Raw genomic sequence first — 21,059 nt, 5'->3', positions numbered from 1 at the left:
TTTCTTCGCCCATGCCACAGGTCATCGGCGGTCTTGGTGGTGGTGATACGAGTGCCACTGTGTCGGCCGGGCGTCATGTCCCCCTGTGGCAGGGGCGCACGGCGGAGGCACAGCGGCAGCCGCCTATTCTTCCACGGACTCCGGGACTCGCCCAAATCGGCCGTCCTCGCCCTGTGCCCAGCCCAGGGCCGCGAGCATCGCGCGGTCGTGCTTGTCCAGGGCGGCCGGGTCGCAACGCTGGATCAGATCGGGGCGGTTCTCCGACGTGCGACGGAAGGCCTCGTCGCGCCGCCACCGGGCGACCTTGCCGTGGTGGCCGCTGAGCAGCACCTCCGGCACCCCGCGTTCCCGCCAGACCGGCGGCTTGGTGAAGACGGGGCCCTCCAGCAGGTCCGCCATGGCGCCGGGGGCGAAGGAGTCGTCGCGGTGCGACTCGGCGTTGCCCAGCACGCCGGGGAGCAGCCGCGCCACCGCCTCCACCATCACCAGGACCGGGGCCTCGCCGCCGGCCAGGACGTAGTCGCCGATGGAGACCTCGCGGACGTCCAGGCGCTCGCCGTACTCCTCGATGACCCGCCGGTCGATGCCCTCGTAGCGGGCCGGGGTGAAGACCAGCCACGGCTTCCCCGAGAGCTCGACCGCGAGCTCCTGGGTGAAGGGGCGGCCGCTCGGGGTGGGGACCACCAGCACCGGCTCGCCCTCGCCCGACTCCAGGACCGCGTCCAGCGCCTCGCCCCACGGCTCGGGCTTCATGACCATGCCCGGCCCGCCGCCGTACGGGGTGTCGTCGACCGTGTTGTGCCGGTCGTGGGTCCACTCGCGCAGGTCGTGGACGCGGACGTCCAGCTGCCCGCGCGCCCGGGCCTTGCCGACCAGGGAGACGTTCAGCGGCTCCAGGTACTCCGGGAAGATCGTGACGACGTCGATGCGCATGGCCTACTGCTCCGCCTCGGCCTCGTCCAGCAGGCCCGGCGGCGGGTCGATGACCGCTCGCTGCTGCTCCAGGTCGACCTCGGGGACGATCTCGGCGACGAAGGGCACCATGACCTCGCTGCCGTCCGGCCGCTCCACCACCAGCAGGTCGTGGTAGGGCAGGTGGGAGATCTCCTTGATCCGGCCGACCTCGGTCCCGTCGGTGGTGACCACGTCGAGGTCGATCAGCTGGTGGTCGTAGAACTCCTCGGGGTCCTCCGGCGTCTCCTCCGGGTCGACCTCGGCGATGAGCATGACGTTGCGCAGCGCCTCGGCGCCGTTGCGGTCCTTCACGCCCTCGAAGCGCAGCATCAGCCGGCCGCTGTGCACCCGGCCGGTCTCGACGGTGAGCGGGCCGGCCGAGGCCGGATCCGTGGCGAGTACGGCGCCGGGGGCGAGCCGCAGTTCCGGCTCGTCGGTGCGCACCTCGACCGAGACCTCGCCCTTGATGCCATGGGCACGGCCGATGCGTCCCACTACCAACTGCACTTGTTCGCGCTCCTGTGCTCGCGTGTCGGATAAGGCGACGGGCCGGGGGCGGCCCAAGTGCCACCCCCGGCCCGTGCCGGTGCTGCGTACCTCAGCGGACGTGGTCCACGTCGACGAGGTCGACGCGGACACCGCGTCCGCCGATCGCGCCCACGACGGTGCGCAGGGCGCGGGCGGTGCGGCCGTTACGGCCGATCACCTTGCCGAGGTCGTCGGGGTGCACCCGGACCTCCAGGACCTTCCCCCGACGCAGGGTGCGCTCGGCGACCTGCACGTCGTCGGGGTTGTCGACGATGCCCTTGACCAGGTGCTCGAGGGCCTCCTCGAGCACGATCAGGCCTCGGTCGACTCGGCCGCCTCGGCGGCCTCGTCCTTCTTGTCGGACTTCTTCGCCTTCTGGGTGATGGCCTCACCCTTGGGCTCGTCCCCGGCGTCCTTGGCGGCGGCCTCGAAGAGGGCGCGCTTGTCGGCCTTGGGCTCGGCGACCAGGAGCGGGGCCGGAGCCGGCTCGCCCTTGAACTTCTGCCAGTCGCCGGTCTTCTTCAGGATGGCGAGCACGGGCTCGGTCGGCTGCGCGCCGACACCCAGCCAGTACGCGACGCGGTCGGCGTTGACCTCGATGCGCGACGGGTTCTGGACGGGGTGGTACAGGCCGATCTCCTCGATGGCCCGGCCGTCACGGCGGGTACGGGAGTCGGCGACGACGATGCGGTAGTGAGGCGAACGGATCTTGCCCAGACGCTTCAGCTTGATCTTGACTGCCACGGGAGTGGGTTCTCCTGGTGTTGACGTGGTTGGGCAGGCCAGACCACCACGTGGGGTTGTGGAGCCGGTTGCCCGACGGACGCGTCAGCCGAAGGAGAGAGGGGTCCTGCACGGCTGCCGAGTGCTCAGCTGACCATTCTGCCATACGGCGGGCATGCCGCCGTACGCCGGCGACGCACCGGCGTAGTCCCCCGTGCCGTGCCCCCGTGCCGCGGCGGGCGCTTCACGCGACCGCCGCGGCCTCCGGAATCCGGAACGGTGTGCCGCACGCCCCGCAGACGATCGGCGCCTGCGCGAGCACGGACGGCACGACCCGGACGTTGCGTCCGCAGTCGCAGACCGCCTTCACCCGTACGCCTCCGCCCGAGGACCCGTGCCGGGCGGCGGGCCCGCGGAAACTGCGGGCGGTGTCGGCGGCGGTCGCCACGGTGTGCGCTCTGAGCGCGCGCTGCAGCCGGTCGATCGTCGCCCGGTAGCGCTTCTTGGTGTCCGGGCGCATCTGGACCAGCGAGAAGCCGCTGCTGGGGTGCGGCTCCTCCGAGTGGTCCAGGCCCAGCTCGTCGGCGATGGCCAGGAATCGACGGTTGTGGTAGCGGCCTGCCCGCGAGGTGTCCCGGACGCCGCGCGCGGCGGCGACTCCGTGGACGGCCTCGTGCAGCAGGCGCTCGAAGGAGAGCTCCGTGCCGCACGCGGACGAGGACTCTCCGATCAGGGACTCGGGGGCGGCCAGGTCGGGCAGTTCGGGATGGTGCCGTTGAATGTCGGCCCATGCGACTGCCAGCTCGGCGGCGAGGACTGGTGGTGTCGTGCTCACGTCGTGACAACGAGCCGGGGGCGCCCTGTGTTCCGATACCGGGCCATCCCAAATATTTTGCACGTACTAGTCAGTTCCGGATGATGCGCACGGCTGAGGGCGGGTGCGGAGGACAGTGGAGAAGTCACGCACCCGCCTCAAGCGAGGACGTACCACCGATTACGTACGTCGCTTTTCAGTCAGTTGACGGTCAGTATGCCCGCGCGACGACCGCGACGGTACCCGGCGCGTCGTCCGCTTCCGGAACGCCCCCGTCCTCGGTGAGCAGGCAGCGCACCGACACGCCCTGCTCGGCCAGCTTGGCCTCGCCCTCCGTGCCCAGGTCCGCCCACGGGATGCGGGCCCAGCCGGTCGCCGCGGCCTCGGCGGCCTCGGCGATCGTCTTGACGTCCACGGTGCGGGACTCGCGGCGCTCGCGGGACTGGCGCAGCAGCGTGGCCTGGTCCTCCTCCAGCGCCTTGGGCACCAGCGCGGTCAGCTCGTCGATCGCCACCGGCTCCTTGCCCCCGGGGATGCGGCGGGCGAGCATCGCGGTGCCGCTCTCCAGGTCGCGCGGGCCGACCTCGACGCGGACGGGCACGCCCTTGAGCTCCCAGTCCACGGCGCGCCGGCCGAAGGGGGTGTCGGTGCGGACGTCGATCTGCACGCGCACGCCCGCGGCCTTGAGCCGGTCGCCGATCTCCCGGACCTTGGCCACGACCGCGTCGTCGCCCTTGATCGCCAGGATCACGGCCTGCACCGGCGCCAGTCGCGGCGGCACGCGCAGCCCGTTGTCGTCGCCGTGGGACATGATCAGGCCGCCGACCATGCGGGTCGACACGCCCCAGGAGGTCTGCCAGACCAGCTCCTGCCGCCCTTCCTTCGACAGGTAGGAGGTGTTGAAGGCCTTGGCGAAGTTGGTGCCCAGTTCGTGGCTGGTGCCCAGCTGCAGGGCCTTGCCGTCGCCCATCATGCCCTCGAGGGTGAGGGTGTTGATGGCGCCGGCGAAACGCTCGCGGGCGGTCTTGCGGCCCAGGACGACGTCGATGCCGAGGACGCCGGTCATGAAGTCGCCGTACACGTCGCGGTGGATCATCGCGGCGTAGTCGCGGGCGTCCTCGTAGGTGGCGTGCGCGGTGTGGCCCTCCTGCCACAGGAACTCACTCGTACGGAGGAAGAGCCGCGAGCGCATCTCCCAACGGACCACGTTCGCCCACTGGTTGATGAGCAGCGGCAGGTCGCGGTAGCTCTGCACCCACTTGGAGAAGTACTCGTTGATGATCGTCTCGGAGGTCGGCCGGACGACCACCGGTTCCTCCAGCTCCTTGCCGCCGCCGTGCGTGACCACGGCCAGCTCCGGGGCGAAGCCCTCGACGTGCTCGGCCTCCCGGGTCAGGTAGGACTGCGGGATGAAGAGCGGGAAGTACGCGTTCTGGGCGCCCGCCTCCTTGATCCGCGCGTCCATCTCCTGCTGCATCCGCTCCCACAGCGAGTACCCGTACGGCCGGATGACCATGGTGCCGCGCACCGGGCCGTTGTCGGCCAGCTCGGCCTTGTTGATCAGGTCCTGGTACCAGCGCGGGAAGTCGTCCGCCTGGGGCGTGAGTACGGGAGCCTTTGCCATGCCGCAGATGGTACGGGGACAGCGGCACCGGACGTGAATCGGCGGGGTGCGGAATCGGCCCAATCCTTCCCTTCAAACCTCTGGACTACGGACCGGAAGGGGAGTTGGCTGACTCCCGGGGGCATGCGCGGCGTAACCGACACCGTGCGCGGCGTAACCGGGGGGCGTACGAGGAAGGCTTTCGGCGAGACGGCGACGCGGCTGATTGGGGCGCTCGATGACACCTACGCTCGCACGGCACCCACGAACACACCGGGCCGACGGCAGGGCGCGTGACTGGGCCGAGATCCAGGAGCGGATGCTCGTACCGCTCTACGAGGCGGTGCACGCGCGGCTGGAGGTCGGCCCCCGCACCCGGCTGCTCGGCATCGGGTGCGGCTCGGGACTCGCACTGCTCATGGCCGCCGCCCGCGGCGCGACCGTCACGGGGTGCGATCCGGACGAACGGCGTCTCGAACTGGCCCGGCAGCGGCTGCTGCCCGAGCCGCAGTGGGGCGCGACGGCGGCGTCACGGTCGCACACCCGTCTGGTCGTGGGCGGCCCCGAGGAGGTCCCCCTGCCGGACGGGGCACCGTTCACGATGATCACCGCCCTGGACCCGGCGGCGGCCCCGGCCGCCCTGGTCCCCGCGCTCACGGCCGCGGCGCGCCTGGCCGAGCGGGGCAGCCCGGTCGTGCTGGCCGGCTGGGGACCGCCCGAGCGCTGCGCCACCGGGCGGGTCCTGCGGGTCGCGGCGCGCCTGGCGGAGCCGCGCGGGACCGCCGCGGCGATCCGGCTCAGCGGCCGTGACGACCTGGAGGACCTCGCGCGCGGGGCGGGGCTCCGCCCGGACGGTTCGGGGCGGGTGTCCTGCCCCTTCGGCTACCCCGACATGGACAGCGCGGTGCGCGGCCTGGTGTCGACCGGGCTCTTCGACGCCGCCGTGGCCGCCACCGACGAGGACCAGGTCCGCAAGGAGCTGCGGGAGGCGCTGCACGCGTACCGGCGCGCCGACGGCACGGTCCGGATGGAGAACGTCTTCCGGTACCTGGTGGCCCGGGTGTAGCCGGAACGTTCCCGCGCGGCGTTCCCGCACGCCGCCCCGGCCCCGGCTACTCGGCGGCCTTCGCGAGCCGCGGGATGCCCGCCGCCGCGTAGGCCTCGTCCTCCTCCAGCGTCTCCGCCTCCAGCAGCCGCTCCGCCAGGGCGTCCAGCTGCTCGCGGTGCCGGCTCAGCAGCCGGCAGGCCGTCCCGTAGCACTCGTCGACGATCCTGCGCATCTCGGCGTCGATCACGTCGAGGGTGGCGGGGGCGGCCGACAGGCCGTACGGCTGCTGGGAGTCGGCCGGGATCGCGGAGAGCGGGCCGACCTTCTCGCTCATGCCCCAGCGGCCGACCATGCCGCGGACGACGTTGGTGACCTGCTCCAGGTCGTTCTCGGCGCCCGTGGTGATCACCCCGAACACGATGTGCTCGGCGGCCATGCCGCCGAGCGCGCCGATGATCCGGCCGCGCAGGTACTCCTCGGTGTACGCGTAGCGGTCGGAGTCGGGCGTGGAGAGCGTGACGCCGAGAGCGCGGCCGCGCGGGACGATGGTGATCTTGCGTACGGGGTCGGCGCCCGGGTGCAGCATGCCGAGCAGGGCGTGCCCGGACTCGTGGTAGGCGGTGCGGCGGCGTTCCTCGGCGGGCATGACGAGCGGACGCGCCGCGCCGAGCTGCACCTTCTCCAGGGCGTCGGAGAGCTCCCTCTGCCCGACGGCGGACTTGCCGCGCTTGACCGCGAGCAGGGCGGCCTCGTTGGCGAGGTTGGCGAGTTCCGCACCCGTCATCCCCGGGGTCGCACGGGCCACGGCGGTCAGGTCGATGCCGCCCTCCAGGGGGACCTGGCGCAGGTGGATGCGGAGGATCGCCTCACGGCCCGTGCGGTCGGGCGGGCTGACGTGGACGACGCGGTCGAAGCGGCCGGGCCGGGTGAGGGCGGGGTCGAGGACGTCGGGCCGGTTGGTGGCGGCGATGACGACGACGCCCTCGGAGCCGGAGAAGCCGTCCATCTCGGTGAGGATCTGGTTGAGGGTCTGCTCGCGCTCGTCGTGGCCGCCGAGGCCGCCCGCGGCGCCGCGCGCGCGCCCGATGGTGTCGATCTCGTCGATGAAGATGATCGCCGGCGCGACCTTGCGGGCCTCCGCGAACAGCTCGCGCACCCGGCCGGCGCCGACGCCCACGATCATCTCGATGAACTCGGACGCCGACGCGGAGAAGAAGGGCACGTCGGCCTCCCCCGCCACGGCCCGCGCCAGCAGTGTCTTGCCGGTGCCGGGTGGTCCCGCGAGCAGCACGCCGCGCGGCATCCGTGCCCCGAGGGCGCGGTAGGCCTGCGGGCGTTTGAGGAAGTCGACGACCTCGTTGAGCTCGGCCTCGACCTCGTCGATGCCCGCCACGTCGGCGAAGGTGGTGCGGTGGCCCTCCTCGGGGACGACCGGCGTCGGCGGGGCCCTGCGGCCGATGCCGCCCAGGCCGCCGAGCCCGCCCGCGAGCTTGCTCATCCGGCGGGACACGTAGAGCCAGAGCACGACCAGCAGCAGCACCGGGGCGAGCGAGAGCAGCAGGTTGTAGAGCAGGCCGCGCTGCTGGACCACGGGCTCGGCGGTGACGGTGACGTCATTCTTCGTCAGGGTCGCCCACAGGTTGTCGTCGGCGAAGACCGGCCGCTGCGTCTTGAACTGCATGTACGTGCCCTCGCCCGCCCCCTTGGGCACGTCCTGCTTCTTCTTGAGCTGCCCCTCGATGGAGTCGCCCTTGGAGTAGATCTTCGAGACGTTGTCCGCGGCGAGCTGCCGGTTGAACTCGGTGTACGAGATCGTGGTCGGCCTGGACCCGGTGTACAGCGAGAGCACCAGGTCGGTGATGAGGAAGACGACGAGTGCCGCCAGGATCATGCCGCCCCAGCCGCCCATCCGGCGGCGTCGCCGGGTGGGCGGTGAGGGTGGGGCGCCCTCCGTCCGCCATGGGTCGTCCGGATTCTGCCGGGGCGGTACCGAATTGCCCATATCCCGACAATAGAGACAGCTACGCGGCGGCGCCCCTCAGGCCCCGGGTCACCGGTCAGGCGCCGGGCCACTCCTCGGCGGTGAGCGCGAAGCGCTCGTGATCACGCCAGGCGTCGTTCAGGTAGAGCATGCGGGGCGAGAAGCCCTCGTGGCGGAAGCCGAGGCGCTTGGCCATGGCGACGGACCGTTCGTTCTCCGGCTGCACGTTGATCTCCAGCCGGTGCAGGCCCAGCCCACGTGGTTCCGCGGCGAAGCAGCGGTCCACGACCAGCCGCATGCCCTCGCTCATCCGTCCGGTGCCGACGAAGGGCATGTAGCTGTCGTAGCCCAGGCTGGCGTTGCGGAAGCGCCCCATGACGATGTTGGCGACGTTGCACCTGCCCACGATCCCGCCGGTCTCCTCGTCGAGGATCAGGAACGTCCGCAGTCCCGGCCCCTGGCGCCGCAGCAGCTCGGGCAGCCCGTCCGGTTCCACCGGGTTCCACCGGCCGACGTGCTCGGCGGAGCGGAGCACCGCCTCCCGGTAGGCGGGGGCGTCGGCCTGCTCGGGCGGGCGGATGTGTACGCGCATGGGTCCATCATGCACGTGCGGCGGCGGCGCCCCCGCCACCGGGGGTGCCGCCGCCGCACGGACGGGTCCGGGCCTCAGCCCATGAACTTCTTGAACTCGTCGGGCAGTTCGAAGTCCTGGCCGCTCTGGCCGGGCGGCAGCCCGAAGGCGCCGCCGGCCTGCTGCTCGCGACGGGCCGCCTCGGCCCGCTCCTGCTCGGCGCGCTTGAGCGGGTTGCCGCTCTGCCGCTTGCCCTTGGCCTTCTTCTGCTGCTTCTTCTGGCGGGCGCCGCCCCCCATGCCCGGCATGCCGGGCATCCCGGGGATGCCGCCCTGGGCCATCCGCGACATCATCTTGCGGGCCTCGAAGAACCGCTCGACCAGGTTCTTCACGGCGCTGACGTCCACACCGGAACCGCGGGCGATGCGGGCGCGGCGGGAGCCGTTGATGATCGTCGGATCGTGGCGCTCGCCCGGGGTCATCGACTTGATGATCGCGGCGGTGCGGTCCACGTCGCGCTCGTCGAGGTTGTTGATCTGGTCCTTGATCTGGCCCATGCCCGGGAGCATGCCGAGCAGCTTGGAGATCGAGCCCATCTTGCGGACCTGCTCCATCTGCTGGAGGAAGTCGTCGAGGGTGAACTCCTTGGGACCCTTGGCCAGCTTCTCGGCCATCTTCTGGGCCTCGGCCTGGCTGAAGGTCTGCTCGGCCTTCTCGATCAGGCTGAGGACGTCACCCATGCCGAGGATGCGCGAGGCCATCCGGTCGGGGTGGAAGGCGTCGAAGTCGTCCAGCTTCTCGCCGTTGGAGGCGAACATGATCTGGCGGCCGGTGACGTGCGCGATGGACAGCGCGGCACCGCCGCGGGCGTCGCCGTCGAGCTTGGAGAGCACCACGCCGTCGAAGCCGACGCCGTCGCGGAAGGCCTCGGCGGTGTTGACCGCGTCCTGGCCGATCATGGCGTCGACGACGAAGAGGATCTCGTCGGGCTGCACGGCGTCGCGGATGTCCGCGGCCTGCTGCATCATCTCGGAGTCGATGCCGAGGCGGCCCGCGGTGTCGACGATGACGACGTCGTACTGCTTGGTGCGGGCGTGATCGATCGAGTCCTTGGCGACCTGGACCGGGTCGCCCACGCCATTGCCGGGCTGCGGGGCGAAGACCGCCACACCCGCCCGCTCGCCGACCACCTGGAGCTGGTTGACGGCGTTGGGGCGCTGGAGGTCGGCGGCGACCAGCAGCGGGGTGTGGCCCTGGCCCTTCAGCCAGCGGCCGAGCTTGCCGGCCAGGGTGGTCTTACCCGCACCCTGCAGACCGGCGAGCATGATCACGGTGGGCGGCTGCTTGGCGAAGCGCAGCCGGCGGGTCTCGCCGCCGAGGATGCCGATGAGCTCCTCGTTGACGATCTTGATGACCTGCTGAGCGGGGTTGAGCGCCTGGGACACCTCGGCGCCGAGGCCTCGCTCCTTGACCTGCTTGATGAAGGCGCGGACCACCGGCAGCGCGACGTCCGCCTCCAGCAGCGCGATGCGGATCTCGCGCGCCGTGGCGTCGATGTCCGCCTCGGAGAGGCGGCCCTTGCCCCGGAGGTTCTTGAACGTCGCTGCGAGGCGGTCGGAAAGGGTGTCGAACACGTCGGTCGCGGATCCTCAGGTCGGGGGCGGGTGATAGGTCGTCCTCAAGGGTATCCGCCCGGCCCGCGAATGGTCTCCATCGCGTCAGCGCAGGGCCCGCTCCACCTCGTCGGCGACCTCGGCCGCGCGTACGTCGGGAAGCGGATCGCCCGCGGTGTCGGTGACGTAGAACGCGTCCACCACGTTGGCGCCGAGCGTACTGATCCGGGCGGACCTGACGTTCACGCCGGTGGACTCCAGGGCCCGGCCGATGCGGTGCAGCAGCCCCGGGGCGTCGTGGGCGCGGACCTCGATGACGGTGGCGGCGCTGGAGCTGCCGGGGGCGACCGTGACCCGCGGTGGCGGGGGTGTGACGCCGCGGCGCCGGGGATAGGCCCGCTCGCGCTCGGCGAGCCGCGTCCCGATGTCGAGGGACCCGGCGAAGGCCCGGGCGAAGTCGTTGCGCAGCCGTGCCGCCTCGGGCAGCGAGCCGTACTCGGCGGCCACCCGCCAGCGCAGGAGGGTGACCGGGCCCTCGCCGATGGGGTCGACGGCCCGCAGGTCGGCGGCGCGGACGGTGAGCCGGTGCAGGGCGAGCACCCCCGCCGCCGCGGCGAGCAGCCCGGGACGGTCGGGGACGGCGAGCAGCAGTTCGACGCCGACGGGCTCGGGCTCGTCGTCCGGGGTCCTTGGGACGTTCCCCTCGGGATCGGGCTCGGCGTGGGCGTGCAGCGCGATGACCGGGCCGCCCGTGCGGGCCGCCTCGACCGCGAGACGCTCCTCCTCCGCGGTGGGCTCCGGGTCGGCCGGCTCGGGCACCGCCCCGCTCGACAGTACGGCGGCGACGCGCTTGACGAGGTCGCCGACGAGGGAGGCCCGCCAGGCGCTCCAGGCGGCGGGACCGGTGGCCAGGGCGTCGGCCTCGGTGAGCGCGTGCAGCAGTTCCAGGGTCTCTGTGTCGCGGACCGTCTCGGCGACGCTCTGCACGGTGGCGGGATCGTCGAGGTCGCGCCGGGTCGCGGTCTCGATCAGCAGCAGGTGGTGGCGCACCAGCAGGGCCAGCGTCCCGACATCGGAACGGCCGAAGCCGAAGCGGGCCGCGACGTCGCGGGCGATGACCTCGCCGGCCTCGGAGTGGTCGCCGGGCCAGCCCTTGCCGATGTCGTGCAGCAGGGCGCCGATGAGCAGCAGGTCGGGGCGGCCGACGCGGCGGGTCAGACGCGAGGCGCGCACGGCGCACTCGATGAGGTGACGATCGACGGTCCAGATGTGCACGGCGTTGCGCTGCGGGCGGCAGCGCACCCGCTCCCAGTCGGGGAGCAGCCGCGTGATCATGCCCTCGGCCTCCAGGGCCTCCCACACCTGGACGGTGGACTCCCCCGCGCCGAGCAGCGTGACGAGCTGCTCCCGCGCCTCCGCGGGCCACGGCACCGGCAGCGGCCGGGTGGCCTGGGCCACGCCGAGCCGGCGGACCGCGTGCAGCGACAGCGGCAGGCCGTGCTCGGCGGCGGCCGCGGCGGCGCGCAGCGGCAGTACGGGGTCGCGCTCGGGCCTGGCCGTACGGGCGAGGACGGCCTCGCCCTCGTGCTCGACGACGCCCTCGGCGAGCGGGGTGCGCTCGGGCGAGGTGCCGCTCGGCTCGGGGCGGGAGCGGCCGAGCAGCCCGCGCCTGCGGGGCCGCATCTGGCGCGAGCGCAGGACCCGCCCGACCTCGCGCCAGGTGACGTCGAAGGCGTAGCTGACCGTCCGGGCGGCCTCGTACACCTGGCGCAGCAGCGCGTCGGCGTCCAGCAGTCCGAGTGCGGCGGCGACCTGGTCCTGCTCCTGGAGGGCGAGCCGGTCGGTGGCGCGGCCGGTCACCAGGTGCAGGGTGTCCCGGGCGTCGAGCAGGCGGGTACGGGCGTCCTCCAGCCCCTCGCGGGGTGCGTCGGCGAGCCAGGAGGCGGCGACGGCGCGCAGGGCGGTGGCGTCGCGCAGACCGCCGCGGGCCTCCTTGAGATCGGGCTCCAAAAGGTAGGAGAGCTCCCCGTGGCGTTCGGCGCGCTCCATGCACAGCTCGTGGAGGGCGGGGAGCCGCTTGGGGGCCTGATTGCGCCAGTCGGCCAGCACGGCGGTGCGCAGGGATGCGGTGAGGGCGGCGTCGCCTGCGATGTGGCGTGCGTCGAGGAGGCCGAGCTGGACCTTCAGGTCCTCGGCCGCGGTCTTCCGCGCCTCGGCGGGGGTGCGTACGGAGTGGTCCAGCGCGACGCCCAGGTCCCAGACCGGGTACCAGACCCCGTCGGCCAGGGCGGCGACGGAGCCGGACCTGCCGGAGCCGTCGTGGAGCAGCAACAGGTCCAGGTCGCTGCGCGGGGAGAGCTCGCCCCTGCCGTAACCGCCGACGGCGACCAGCGACCAGCCCTCCGCCCCGGCCCGGTCGGCCGCGCCGCGGGCGAGCTCGGCGAGCCAGGCGTCGGTCAGGGCGGCCAGCGCCTTGCGGCGCGGGAGCCCTGACGGGCGCTCGCCGTTCAGGAGGGCCAGCCGGGCCGCCGCGTAGCCTGCACGGGCGTGTCCGTCGTTGGCTTTCGCGTCGACGCTCTCCGTCACACTGTCTCCAGTCGCAGGCCGGGCGGTGGGAATTGTCGGGATCGGTTGTGCGAAAGGGCGCGGCCGGAATTCCGGCCGCGCCCCCGCGTCCTCAGAGTGCGTCCGGGCCGCGCTCCCCGGTCCGGACCCGGACCGCGGTCTCGACCGGGATGCTCCAGACCTTGCCGTCACCGATCTTGCCGGTGCGGGCCGCCTTGACGATGACGTCGATCAGCTGCTCGGCGTCACTGTCCTCGACGAGCACCTCGATCCGGATCTTGGGGACCAGGTCGACGGTGTACTCCGCGCCGCGGTAGACCTCGGTGTGACCCCGCTGGCGGCCGTAGCCGCTGGCCTCGGTGACCGTCAGGCCCTGGACGCCGAAGGCCTGCAGGGCCTCCTTGATCTCGTCCAGCCGGTGCGGCTTCACGACTGCGGTGATGAGCTTCACGCGTCCACCTTCTTCGACGGGGCGTCGGCCACCTGCCGGCCGGTGCCACTGCTGCTGTCCAGGGAGGAGATGACGGCCCGGGCGGCGCTGGCGACGCCCGCGAAGTCGTAGCCGGTCTCCGCGTGCTCGGCCTGGTCGATGCCCGCCACCTCGGTGTCCTCACTGACGGTGAATCCGATCACCAGGTCGATGAGCTTGGCAAGGATGGCCGAGGCGATCAGCGAGTAGAACAGGACCACGCCGACACCCAGGAACTGCTTCCACAGCTGGTCGAAGCCGCCGCCGTAGAAGACGCCCTTGGCGGTCTGGCCGACGCCGCCGGTGGCGAAGAAGCCGATGAGCAGGGAGCCGACGATGCCGCCGACCATGTGGACGCCGACCACGTCGAGGGAGTCGTCGTAGCCGAACTTGTACTTCAGACCGACCGCGGCGGCGCAGGCCACACCGGCGATGACACCGACGGCGATGGCGCCGAGCGGGCTCACCGAGCCACAGGCCGGGGTGATGGCCACGAGGCCGGCGACCGCGCCGGAGGCGGCGCCGAGGGTGGTGAAGGAGCCGTGCTTGATCTTCTCGTAGGCGAGCCAGCCGAGCATCGCGGAGGCGGTGGCGACCTGGGTGTTGGTGAAGGCCACGGCGGCGACGCCGTCGGAGGCGAGCCACGAGCCGGCGTTGAAACCGAACCAGCCGAACCACAGCAGACCGGCGCCGAGCATGACCAGCGGCAGGTTGTGCGGCCGGAACGGGTCCTTCTTGAAGCCCACGCGCTTGCGGATGACGAGGATCACGCCGAGCGCCGCCGCACCGGCGTTGATGTGCACCGCCGTACCACCGGCGAAGTCGATCACGCCTCGGGTGAAGAGGAAGCCGTCGGACGCCCAGACCATGTGGGCGACCGGGAAGTACACGACCGTGGCCCACAGCGCGACGAAGAGAGACCAGGCGGTGAACTTCACCCGGTCCGCGAGCGCACCGCTGATCAGGGCGGGGGTGATGATCGCGAACATCAGCTGGAAGACGGCGAAGACGTAGACCGGGATGGTGTAGCCGTCCCACAGCTGGGAGATCCCGATGTTGCGCATGCCGGCCCAGTCGAAGCCGCCGAAGAAGGCGTTCCCGGAGTCGAATGCGACGGTGAAGCCGTAGAGCGTCCACAACACCGTGACGATGCCGATGGCGATGAAGCTCATCATCAGCATGTTCAGCACGCTCTTGACCCGGACCATGCCACCGTAGAAGAAGGCCAGGCCGGGGGTCATCACGAGCACCAGCGCTGCGCTCAGCAGCATGAACGCCGTGCTACCGCTGTCGAACGTGGGCGTATCTGCGGCAAGCGTCAAGAAGCCTGCTGCCATCGGCGTCTCCTCGTCATCCGAACGGCCCGTGCGGGAAGCGGGCTCAGTGGGCCGGTTTTCGCCATGAGGTTGTCCCAGCCGGGTTTCCGTCGACGCCATTGGGTGTTTCGGAACCGTGACGAAGAAGTCGTCCGTGTTACGTCGCGATGAACCGCCACCCCAGCGGGCGCCGCCATGACGACGCCGTCATGAGTCCGTGACCCCTCGGGCGGGCCGACGAGCTGTATACGTGCCGCGCGGGCCGGGGTGTACAAACCTCGCCACGCCGTAGACCTGAATGCGTGCGGTGGACAAGGACCGGCCGCGGCGAGCCACCCGGTTGACCTGGCATGGGGGAGCCGAGTCGGGCTGTCGGGATGGCCGGCCGCGGCCGGGGTACGGGGGTGACCGCCGGGTCAGGCGGTCTCGGCGACCTCGGGGAGGTGGGCCGCGAGGCGCTCGGTGAGCTGGGCGACCTCGGCGACCTTGCCGTAATCGCGCAGCGCGCTGTCGGCGGTCTTGCGGATGCGGGTGTTGACCCGCTCGGAGCGCACGTGCTTGGCGACGTCGATGGCCTGGACGGTGAGGCCGGCGGCCTGCTCCGGGTTGCGCTGGAGCAGGTGCACGGTGGCCATGCCGATCAGGTTGAGGGCGTAGGCGCGCTGGTGGACGCTGTCCTGGGAGAACAGGTCGACCGCCCGCTGCATCACGGGGTGGGCCAGCGAGGCGTACGTGGGGCTGCGGCCGGCCACGTACGCCAGGTCACGGTAGGAGTGGGCGTTCTCGGCGTTGAGCTCGGCCTCGTTGAAGAAGCTGATCCAGTCCGGGTCCTCGGTGGGACGGGAGTCGGTGTAGGCGTCCTCGGCCATGCGCACGGCGCGGTGGCACTTGTTGACCTGGCCCATGTTGGCGTAGGCGCGGGCCTCCATCGCGTACAGCATCGCCTGGGTGGTGGCGGTCGCGGTGTCGCGGCTGCCGTACTGCGCCAGGTGGATGAGTTCCAGTGCGTCGTCGGGCCGGTCCAGATGGATCATCTGGCGGCTCATGCTGGACAGGATGAAGGCGCCCAGCGGCCGGTCGTCCGACTCCTTGGCGGCGTGCAGAGCGAGGACCAGGTACTTCTGCGCGGTGGGATGGAGGCCGACGTCGTACGACATCCAGCCGGCAAGCGCCGCGAGCTCGGCAGTGACGCGGTAGAGCCGCTTGGCGACGGACTGCGGATGCGACTCCTGGAGCAGGTCGGTGACCTCGTGCAGCTGGCCCACCACGGCCTTGCGGCGCAGGCCGCCGCCGCACTGGTTGTCCCACTGCCGGAACATCACCGTGGTGGCCTCCAGCAGCTCCAGCTCGGGCTCGGAGAGCCGGACCCGGGCCCCGGAGTCACGCGGCGGGGGGATGTCGGCGCCGGACGCGGGAGTGGGCACCAGCCAGCGCTGCATCGGCTCGACGAGGGCGGGGCCGGCCGACAGCGCCAGGGAGGCGCCGAGGAAGCCGCGACGGCCGAGCATCAGATCGCTGCGGGAGAACTCGTTGATCAGCTGGACGGTCTGCGGGCCCGCCCACGGCAGGTCCACGCCGGTCGAGGCCGGCGGCTGGTGCGCCGGGCGCAGCCCCAGGTCCTCGACCGGGACGACGCAGCCGAAGCGTTCGGAGAACAGCTCGGAGAGGATGCGCGGGATGGGCTCGCGCGGCTGCTCGCCGTCCAGCCAGCGGCGCACCCGGGAGGTGTCGGTGCTGACGTGCAGCGCACCCATCTGGCGTGCTCTGCGGTTCACCTGACGGGCCAGTTCGCCCTTGGACCAGCCACTGCGCACAAACCATGAGGTCAACTGCGCGTTGGGCTGCTTGTCCTGTGTGCCGCCCACCGTGATGCCCCCATTCCGTCGCCCAACACCGCCGGGGATGAGGGCCGTTGCCTGCCTGGCCCTCGAGTGCCTCAGTGTCCTACGAGTCTTGCCTCCGGCATACCCGCCGGCCCGCACACTTCCGGGGCTCGCCCACCGAAAGTAATCCTACGATCACCCATCCGGCGATGCCTCCTGCGAAAACGCCACCATTCGCCACCCCTTCGAATGAACTACATGTGCACACGGCGCGATTCACTTGACACATGCCGATCAGGCGCGGGCGTAACCATCGGCAACTGCGACCCGTTGGGGGTGTCATGGGCTTCACGATCGGCAGCATGCGGGAGATGCGTCACATCCGCTCCGGCGCGCGCCGCCGGACGCACGCCTCGGCGTGCACCACCGTGGCGGAGTACACCGGGTTGTGCGGATGGGCGGTGGCGCCGGGTGCGCGCGCCACGCGCGGGGGCGGGCAGTGCTCCTGCGGTGACCCGGGGTGCAAGGCACCGGGCGCCCACGCACTGGAGTTCGCCGGCGAGGTGCCGGCCGGGGCCACCCTGGAGGAGGCCGTGGCCACCTGGGAGCGGGTTCCCGGCGCGGCGCTGATGCTTCCCGTGGGGCGGACCTTCGACGTGATCGAAGTGGCGGAACGATCCGGCGTGCGCGCCCTGGTACGCCTGGAGCGCATGGGACTGCGCCTCGGACCGGTGATCGCCACCCCGGACGGCCGGGCGCAGTTCTTCGTCGCCCCGGGTGCCGCCGCCGAGCTTCCGCATCTGCTGTACCGCATGGGCTGGGACGACGCCGACCTCGACCTGCGCTGCCTCGGGCCGGGCGACCACGTCACCGCCCCACCCTCCGACCTCGGCGGCCTCGGCCCGGTCCGCTGGCTGCGGGCGCCCGCCCTGGACGCCGCCCGCCAGCCTCCGGAGGCCCGGCTGCTGCTCGGCACGCTGGCATACGTCTGCCACCGCGACCGTGTGTACGCGTGAGGCATGAGCAAGGGGCGCACTCGTGTGAGTGCGCCCCTTGTCGATACGCCGGACCGCAGGTCCTGACGGCCACTAGCCGATCAGCGCGTCCACGAAGGCATCGGGTTCGAACGGCGCGAGGTCGTCCGCGCCCTCGCCCAGGCCGATGAGCTTGACCGGGACGCCCAGCTCGCGCTGGACGGCGACGACGATGCCGCCCTTGGCGGTGCCGTCGAGCTTGGTGAGCACGATGCCGGTGATGTCGACGACCTCGGCGAAGACCCGGGCCTGGACGAGACCGTTCTGGCCGGTCGTGGCGTCCAGGACCAGCAGGACCTCGTTCACCGGGCCGTGCTTCTCCACGACGCGCTTGACCTTGCCCAGCTCGTCCATCAGACCGGTCTTGGTGTGCAGCCGGCCCGCGGTGTCGATGAGGACGACGTCCGCGCCCTCGGAGATACCTTCCTTCACCGCGTCGAAGGCGACCGACGCCGGGTCGCCGCCCTCCGGCCCGCGCACCGTGCGGGCGCCGACGCGCTCGCCCCAGGTCTGCAGCTGGTCGGCGGCCGCGGCCCGGAAGGTGTCCGCGGCGCCCAGCACGACGCTGCGGCCGTCCGCCACCAGGACCCGGGCGAGCTTGCCGGTGGTGGTGGTCTTGCCGGTGCCGTTGACGCCCACGACCATCAGCACGGCCGGCTGGTCGGCTCCGTCCCCGTTCGGCAGCCCGTCCGTGTGGAGCGTGCGGTCGAGGTCCGTGCCGATCAGGGTCAGCAGCTCCTCGCGCAGCAGCTGCCGCAGATCGGTGGGGGTGCGGGTGCCGAGCACCTTCACCCGGGTGCGCAGCCGCTCCACCAGCTCCTGGGTGGGGGCGACACCGACGTCCGCGGTGAGCAGGGTGTCCTCGATCTCCTCCCACGTCTCCTCGTCGAGGTGCTCGCGCGAGAGCAGCGTGAGCAGTCCCTTACCGAGCGCGTTCTGCGAGCGGGACAGCCGGGAGCGCAGCCGCACCAGGCGGCCGGCGGTGGGCTCGGGCAGCTCGATCTCGGGGGCGGCCGGGCGCTCCTCGACGATGACGCCGCCCGCGGGGGCGTCCGACTCGGGGAGCTCGACCTCTTCGATGGTCCGGCGGGGCTCGTCCCGCGGGGCCTCGGCCTCGTCGCCGATGTGCGGTTCGGCGGGAGGCGCGGTGATCGTCGGCTTCTCGGCGGGCGGCGCGGGGGGCAGCTGCTTCCTGCGGCGGCTGCCCACCACCAGCCCGCCGGCCGCCAGGATCACGACCAGGGCGATGACTACGGCAAGAATGACGGTTTCCATAACCCGTCCAGTATCGGTCACGCGGCACGTCCGCCAGGGAGCCACCCGGCGGGCGTCCACGAGTCTGTTCATCTGACGGTTCGTCAGCTAACGTCGGCGCATGCCCGCCACAGTCGTACGTTTCAACCTCGTCGACCCCGGCGCCACGCCCGGGACCCTGAGCCACCGCTACCGGGCCGCCCTGGAGATGGCCGCGTACGCCGACGAGCACGGCGTCGCCACCCTCCAGACCGAGGAACACCACGGCTCCCCCGACGGCTGGCTGCCCTCCCCCATCGCCTTCGCCGGGGCCGTCCTCGGCGCGACCCGCCGGATCGCGGTCACCGTCTCCGCGCTGATCGGGCCGCTGTACGACCCGCTGCGGCTGGCGGAGGACATCGCGGTGCTCGACCACGTCGGCGGCGGACGGCTGGTCACCGTCGCCGGCATCGGATACCGGCCCGAGGAGTACGCGGCCCTCGGCGTGGACTGGCACCGGCGCGGAGCCCTCCAGGACGAACTGCTGGAGACGCTGCTGGCGGCCTGGACCGGCGAGCCCTTCACCTTCCGCGGCCGCGCGGTCCGGGTCACCCCGCGCCCGTACAGCGCCCCGCACCCGCTGCTGATCGTCGGCGGCAGCTCGCGCGCCGCGGCCCGCCGCGCGGCGCGGTTCGGCCTGCCGTTCTTCCCCAGCGCCCACCTGCCGGAGCTGGAGACGTACTACCGGCAGCAACTGGCCGAGCACGGCACCGAGGGCTGGTGCCTGATGCCCCCGGCGCAGGTCCCGCTGCTCCACCTGTCCGAGGACCCCGACCGTACGTGGGCCGAGCACGGGCACCACCTGTTCCACGAGGCCGCCACGTACGCCTCCTGGCAGTCCTCCGGCATCCGCTCCGCCGTGCGCTCCGCGGCGGCCTCCCCGGAGGAGCTGCGCCGCGAGGGCGTCTACCGCGTGGTCACCCCCGACGAGTGTGCCGCCTTCGCGGCGGCTAGCACCGATCCGGCCGCCGCCCTCGTCCTGCACCCCCTGTGCGGGGGCATGCCGGTCGAGGAGGGCTGGCGGAGCCTGCGCCTGTTCGCGGAGCAGGTCCTGCCGCGGCTCAAGGACTGACCGGCCGGCGGCGCCGGTCGCCCGGCTGCGTCGTCCGGGCCCGGGCACGGCACCGCCCCCGGGCCCGGACGGGAACCACGGGGGCGGTGACGCCTCAGGAGCGGGCGACGGGAAGTCAGCCCATCTCCTCCAGGGTCTTGCCCTTGGTCTCCGGGACGAACTTCAGGACGAAGGGGATGGAGAGCGCGGCGAAGGCCGTGTAGATCACGTAGGTCAGCGACAGGTTCCAGTCGGACAGGCTGGGGAAGCTGGCCGTGATCACCCAGTTGGCGATCCACTGCGCGGACGCGGCGACGCCGAGCGCGGCGGCACGGATCCGGTTCGGAAACATCTCGCCGAGGAAGACCCACACCACGACGCCCCACGACAGCGCGAAGAAGAGCACGAAGGCGTGCGCGCCCACGAGCGCCACGGCGCCCTCGGTGCCGGGGAGGCTGATGTCGCCGCCGGTGCCGGTCTTGTGGGAGAAGGCCCAGGCCACCAGGCCGAGGGAGATCGCCATGCCGGCCGAGCCGATGAGGGCGAGCGGCCTGCGGCCGATCCGGTCGACGAAGAGCATCGCGATCACGGTGCCGATGATGTTGATGATCGACGTGGTGAAGGAGTACAAGAACGAGCTGCTCGGGTCGATGCCCACGGACTGCCACAGGGTGGCCGAGTAGTAGAAGATCACATTGATGCCGACGAGCTGCTGGAACACCGACAGCCCGATGCCGACCCACACGATCGGGGCGAAGCCGAAGCGCCCGCCGAGCAGGTCCTTGAAGGTGGAGCGGTGCTCGCTGCGCATGTGCTCGCGGATCTCTGCGACCCGCGCGTCCGCGTCCGCGTGCTCGCCCTCGACGTCGCGCAGCACCTTCTTGGCGTCGGCGATCCGCCCGGCGGAGATCAGGAAGCGGGGCGACTCGGGGATCGCGAAGGACAGCAGCCCGTACAGGACGGCGGGCACGACCATCACTCCGAGCATGACCTGCCAGGCCTCGACGCCCAGCAGATCGCCGCGCTGGTCGCCGTCGGCGGCCTGGAGCAGGCCCCAGTTGACGAGCTGGGAGACGGCGATGCCGATCACGATCGCGGCCTGCTGGAAGGAGCCGAGCCGGCCCCGGTAGGCGGCGGGGGCGACCTCGGCGATGTAGGCGGGGCCGATGACCGACGCCATGCCGATGGCGAAGCCGCCGATGACGCGCCACAGCGCCAGGTCCCACAGGCTGAAGGGCAGGGCGGAGCCGACGGCGCTGACCGTGAAGAGCACGGCGGCGATCCGCATGACGCGGATGCGCCCTATGCGGTCGGCGATGCGACCGGCGGTGGCGGCGCCGATCGCGCAGCCGATCAGCGCGATCGCGACGACCTGGGCGAGGGCGGCCGGGCCGATGTCGTACTTCCCCCGGATGCCCTCGACCGCGCCGTTGATGACGGAGCTGTCGTAGCCGAAGAGGAAGCCGCCCATGGCGGCGGCCGCGGTGATGAAGATGACGTGCCCGAGGTGGTCGGTATGGCCGCCGGTGCGGCCGGCCGCCTGGGCCTTCTGTGCGGTGGTGGTCACTGGCGAATCTCCCGGACTCTGCATCGAGCCCTCAGGTGGGGGCATGAGCTACGAGTGCCGGGACTCCCCAAGTCGCCATCACTCGAACACTAAAACAACATCGCAG

At 72.0% G+C, this 21,059-nt stretch carries 18 protein-coding genes; 3 read left to right on the top strand and 15 right to left on the bottom strand.

Annotated elements, in window-relative coordinates; all coding sequences use genetic code 11:
- Nucleotides 1-123 precede the first annotated feature (123 nt).
- The 6 genes from trmD to proS all read right to left on the bottom strand — a co-directional run bounded on the left by trmD (nt 124) and on the right by proS (nt 4,643).
- The gene (gene trmD, locus ACWDAS_RS25945; RefSeq protein WP_450395270.1) at nt 124-933 is read right to left on the bottom strand and encodes a tRNA (guanosine(37)-N1)-methyltransferase TrmD; all 810 of its coding nucleotides are present in this window, start codon (nt 931-933) and stop codon (nt 124-126) included.
- Between the two features lie 3 nt (nt 934-936).
- Nucleotides 937-1,461, bottom strand: coding sequence for a ribosome maturation factor RimM (rimM, locus tag ACWDAS_RS25940; protein ID WP_450395267.1), 525 nt, complete (start codon nt 1,459-1,461; stop codon nt 937-939).
- 91 nt (nt 1,462-1,552) lie between these two features.
- Nucleotides 1,553-1,792 (bottom strand): RNA-binding protein, encoded by a 240-nt coding sequence (locus tag ACWDAS_RS25935; protein ID WP_450395265.1) that lies wholly within the window; start codon nt 1,790-1,792, stop codon nt 1,553-1,555.
- Nucleotides 1,793-1,794: 2 nt separating this feature from the next.
- Entirely contained in the window at nt 1,795-2,226 is a 432-nt protein-coding gene (gene rpsP / locus ACWDAS_RS25930; RefSeq protein WP_018562959.1) for a 30S ribosomal protein S16, read from the bottom strand.
- Between the two features lie 223 nt (nt 2,227-2,449).
- On the bottom strand, nt 2,450-3,040 hold the full coding sequence (locus tag ACWDAS_RS25925; protein WP_089224949.1) for a hypothetical protein: 591 nt from the start codon (nt 3,038-3,040) through the stop codon (nt 2,450-2,452).
- A gap of 190 nt (nt 3,041-3,230) precedes the next feature.
- Nucleotides 3,231-4,643, bottom strand: a complete 1,413-nt coding sequence (proS, locus tag ACWDAS_RS25920; protein ID WP_450395262.1) for a proline--tRNA ligase — start codon at nt 4,641-4,643, stop codon at nt 3,231-3,233.
- Between the two features lie 217 nt (nt 4,644-4,860).
- Here proS and ACWDAS_RS25915 point away from each other — a divergent pair, with 217 nt between their 5' ends.
- The gene (locus ACWDAS_RS25915; protein WP_450395260.1) at nt 4,861-5,688 is read left to right on the top strand and encodes a class I SAM-dependent methyltransferase; all 828 of its coding nucleotides are present in this window, start codon (nt 4,861-4,863) and stop codon (nt 5,686-5,688) included.
- Between the two features lie 46 nt (nt 5,689-5,734).
- Here ACWDAS_RS25915 and ftsH read toward each other — a convergent pair whose 3' ends face one another.
- The 7 genes from ftsH to nsdA form a co-directional block, all read right to left on the bottom strand.
- Nucleotides 5,735-7,672 carry an ATP-dependent zinc metalloprotease FtsH gene (ftsH, locus tag ACWDAS_RS25910; RefSeq protein WP_450395258.1) on the bottom strand — a complete coding sequence of 646 codons (1,938 nt, stop codon included), beginning with the start codon at nt 7,670-7,672 and terminating at the stop codon, nt 5,735-5,737.
- 55 nt (nt 7,673-7,727) lie between these two features.
- Nucleotides 7,728-8,243 carry a GNAT family N-acetyltransferase gene (locus tag ACWDAS_RS25905; protein ID WP_450395255.1) on the bottom strand — a complete coding sequence of 172 codons (516 nt, stop codon included), beginning with the start codon at nt 8,241-8,243 and terminating at the stop codon, nt 7,728-7,730.
- A gap of 74 nt (nt 8,244-8,317) precedes the next feature.
- Nucleotides 8,318-9,856 (bottom strand): signal recognition particle protein, encoded by a 1,539-nt coding sequence (gene ffh, locus ACWDAS_RS25900; protein WP_450395253.1) that lies wholly within the window; start codon nt 9,854-9,856, stop codon nt 8,318-8,320.
- An 84-nt stretch (nt 9,857-9,940) separates the two neighbouring features.
- On the bottom strand, nt 9,941-12,421 hold the full coding sequence (locus ACWDAS_RS25895) for a [protein-PII] uridylyltransferase (protein ID WP_450395251.1): 2,481 nt from the start codon (nt 12,419-12,421) through the stop codon (nt 9,941-9,943).
- A 91-nt stretch (nt 12,422-12,512) separates the two neighbouring features.
- On the bottom strand, nt 12,513-12,851 hold the full coding sequence (locus ACWDAS_RS25890) for a P-II family nitrogen regulator (protein ID WP_450395248.1): 339 nt from the start codon (nt 12,849-12,851) through the stop codon (nt 12,513-12,515).
- The gene (locus tag ACWDAS_RS25885; protein ID WP_450395245.1) at nt 12,848-14,206 is read right to left on the bottom strand and encodes an ammonium transporter; all 1,359 of its coding nucleotides are present in this window, start codon (nt 14,204-14,206) and stop codon (nt 12,848-12,850) included. Before ACWDAS_RS25885 ends, ACWDAS_RS25890 begins: the two co-directional genes overlap by 4 nt.
- Nucleotides 14,207-14,601: 395 nt before the next feature.
- Nucleotides 14,602-16,050: a transcriptional repressor NsdA gene (gene nsdA / locus ACWDAS_RS25880; RefSeq protein ID WP_450395243.1), complete on the bottom strand. Its 1,449-nt coding sequence runs from the start codon at nt 16,048-16,050 to the stop codon at nt 14,602-14,604.
- A 299-nt stretch (nt 16,051-16,349) separates the two neighbouring features.
- Between nsdA and ACWDAS_RS25875 the strand changes: the two genes are divergently transcribed.
- Complete coding sequence (locus ACWDAS_RS25875) at nt 16,350-17,024, top strand: bifunctional DNA primase/polymerase (protein WP_450395240.1); 675 nt, start codon at nt 16,350-16,352, stop codon at nt 17,022-17,024.
- A 72-nt stretch (nt 17,025-17,096) separates the two neighbouring features.
- On the opposite strand, the gene ftsY is transcribed toward ACWDAS_RS25875, so the two are convergent.
- Nucleotides 17,097-18,317, bottom strand: a complete 1,221-nt coding sequence (gene ftsY / locus ACWDAS_RS25870) for a signal recognition particle-docking protein FtsY (RefSeq protein WP_450395238.1) — start codon at nt 18,315-18,317, stop codon at nt 17,097-17,099.
- Nucleotides 18,318-18,417: 100 nt separating this feature from the next.
- Between ftsY and ACWDAS_RS25865 the strand changes: the two genes are divergently transcribed.
- Entirely contained in the window at nt 18,418-19,407 is a 990-nt protein-coding gene (locus tag ACWDAS_RS25865) for an LLM class flavin-dependent oxidoreductase (RefSeq protein WP_450395235.1), read from the top strand.
- 115 nt (nt 19,408-19,522) lie between these two features.
- Here the strand turns inward: ACWDAS_RS25865 and ACWDAS_RS25860 are convergent, their stop codons facing one another.
- The gene (locus ACWDAS_RS25860) at nt 19,523-20,953 is read right to left on the bottom strand and encodes a sugar porter family MFS transporter (protein ID WP_450395232.1); all 1,431 of its coding nucleotides are present in this window, start codon (nt 20,951-20,953) and stop codon (nt 19,523-19,525) included.
- Between the last annotated feature and the right edge of the window lie 106 nt (nt 20,954-21,059).

It is taken from the genome of Streptomyces sp. NPDC001070 (assembly GCF_053598835.1).
The sequence above is the reverse complement of the archived record's forward strand: the minus strand, read 5'-3'. Positions and strand labels throughout refer to the sequence as shown.

Excerpts from the sequence above, each read along its gene's own strand:
- trmD (WP_450395270.1), bottom strand. The coding sequence starts at position 933 with ATGCGCATCGACGTCGTCACGATCTTCCCGGAGTACCTGGAGCCGCTG.
- proS (WP_450395262.1), bottom strand. The coding sequence starts at position 4,643 with ATGGCAAAGGCTCCCGTACTCACGCCCCAGGCGGACGACTTCCCGCGC.
- ACWDAS_RS25915 (WP_450395260.1), top strand. The coding sequence starts at position 4,861 with ATGACACCTACGCTCGCACGGCACCCACGAACACACCGGGCCGACGGC.
- ftsH (WP_450395258.1), bottom strand. The coding sequence starts at position 7,672 with ATGGGCAATTCGGTACCGCCCCGGCAGAATCCGGACGACCCATGGCGG.
- ACWDAS_RS25905 (WP_450395255.1), bottom strand. The coding sequence starts at position 8,243 with ATGCGCGTACACATCCGCCCGCCCGAGCAGGCCGACGCCCCCGCCTAC.
- ACWDAS_RS25885 (WP_450395245.1), bottom strand. The coding sequence starts at position 14,206 with ATGGCAGCAGGCTTCTTGACGCTTGCCGCAGATACGCCCACGTTCGAC.
- ACWDAS_RS25875 (WP_450395240.1), top strand. The coding sequence starts at position 16,350 with ATGGGCTTCACGATCGGCAGCATGCGGGAGATGCGTCACATCCGCTCC.
- ftsY (WP_450395238.1), bottom strand. The coding sequence starts at position 18,317 with ATGGAAACCGTCATTCTTGCCGTAGTCATCGCCCTGGTCGTGATCCTG.
- ACWDAS_RS25865 (WP_450395235.1), top strand. The coding sequence starts at position 18,418 with ATGCCCGCCACAGTCGTACGTTTCAACCTCGTCGACCCCGGCGCCACG.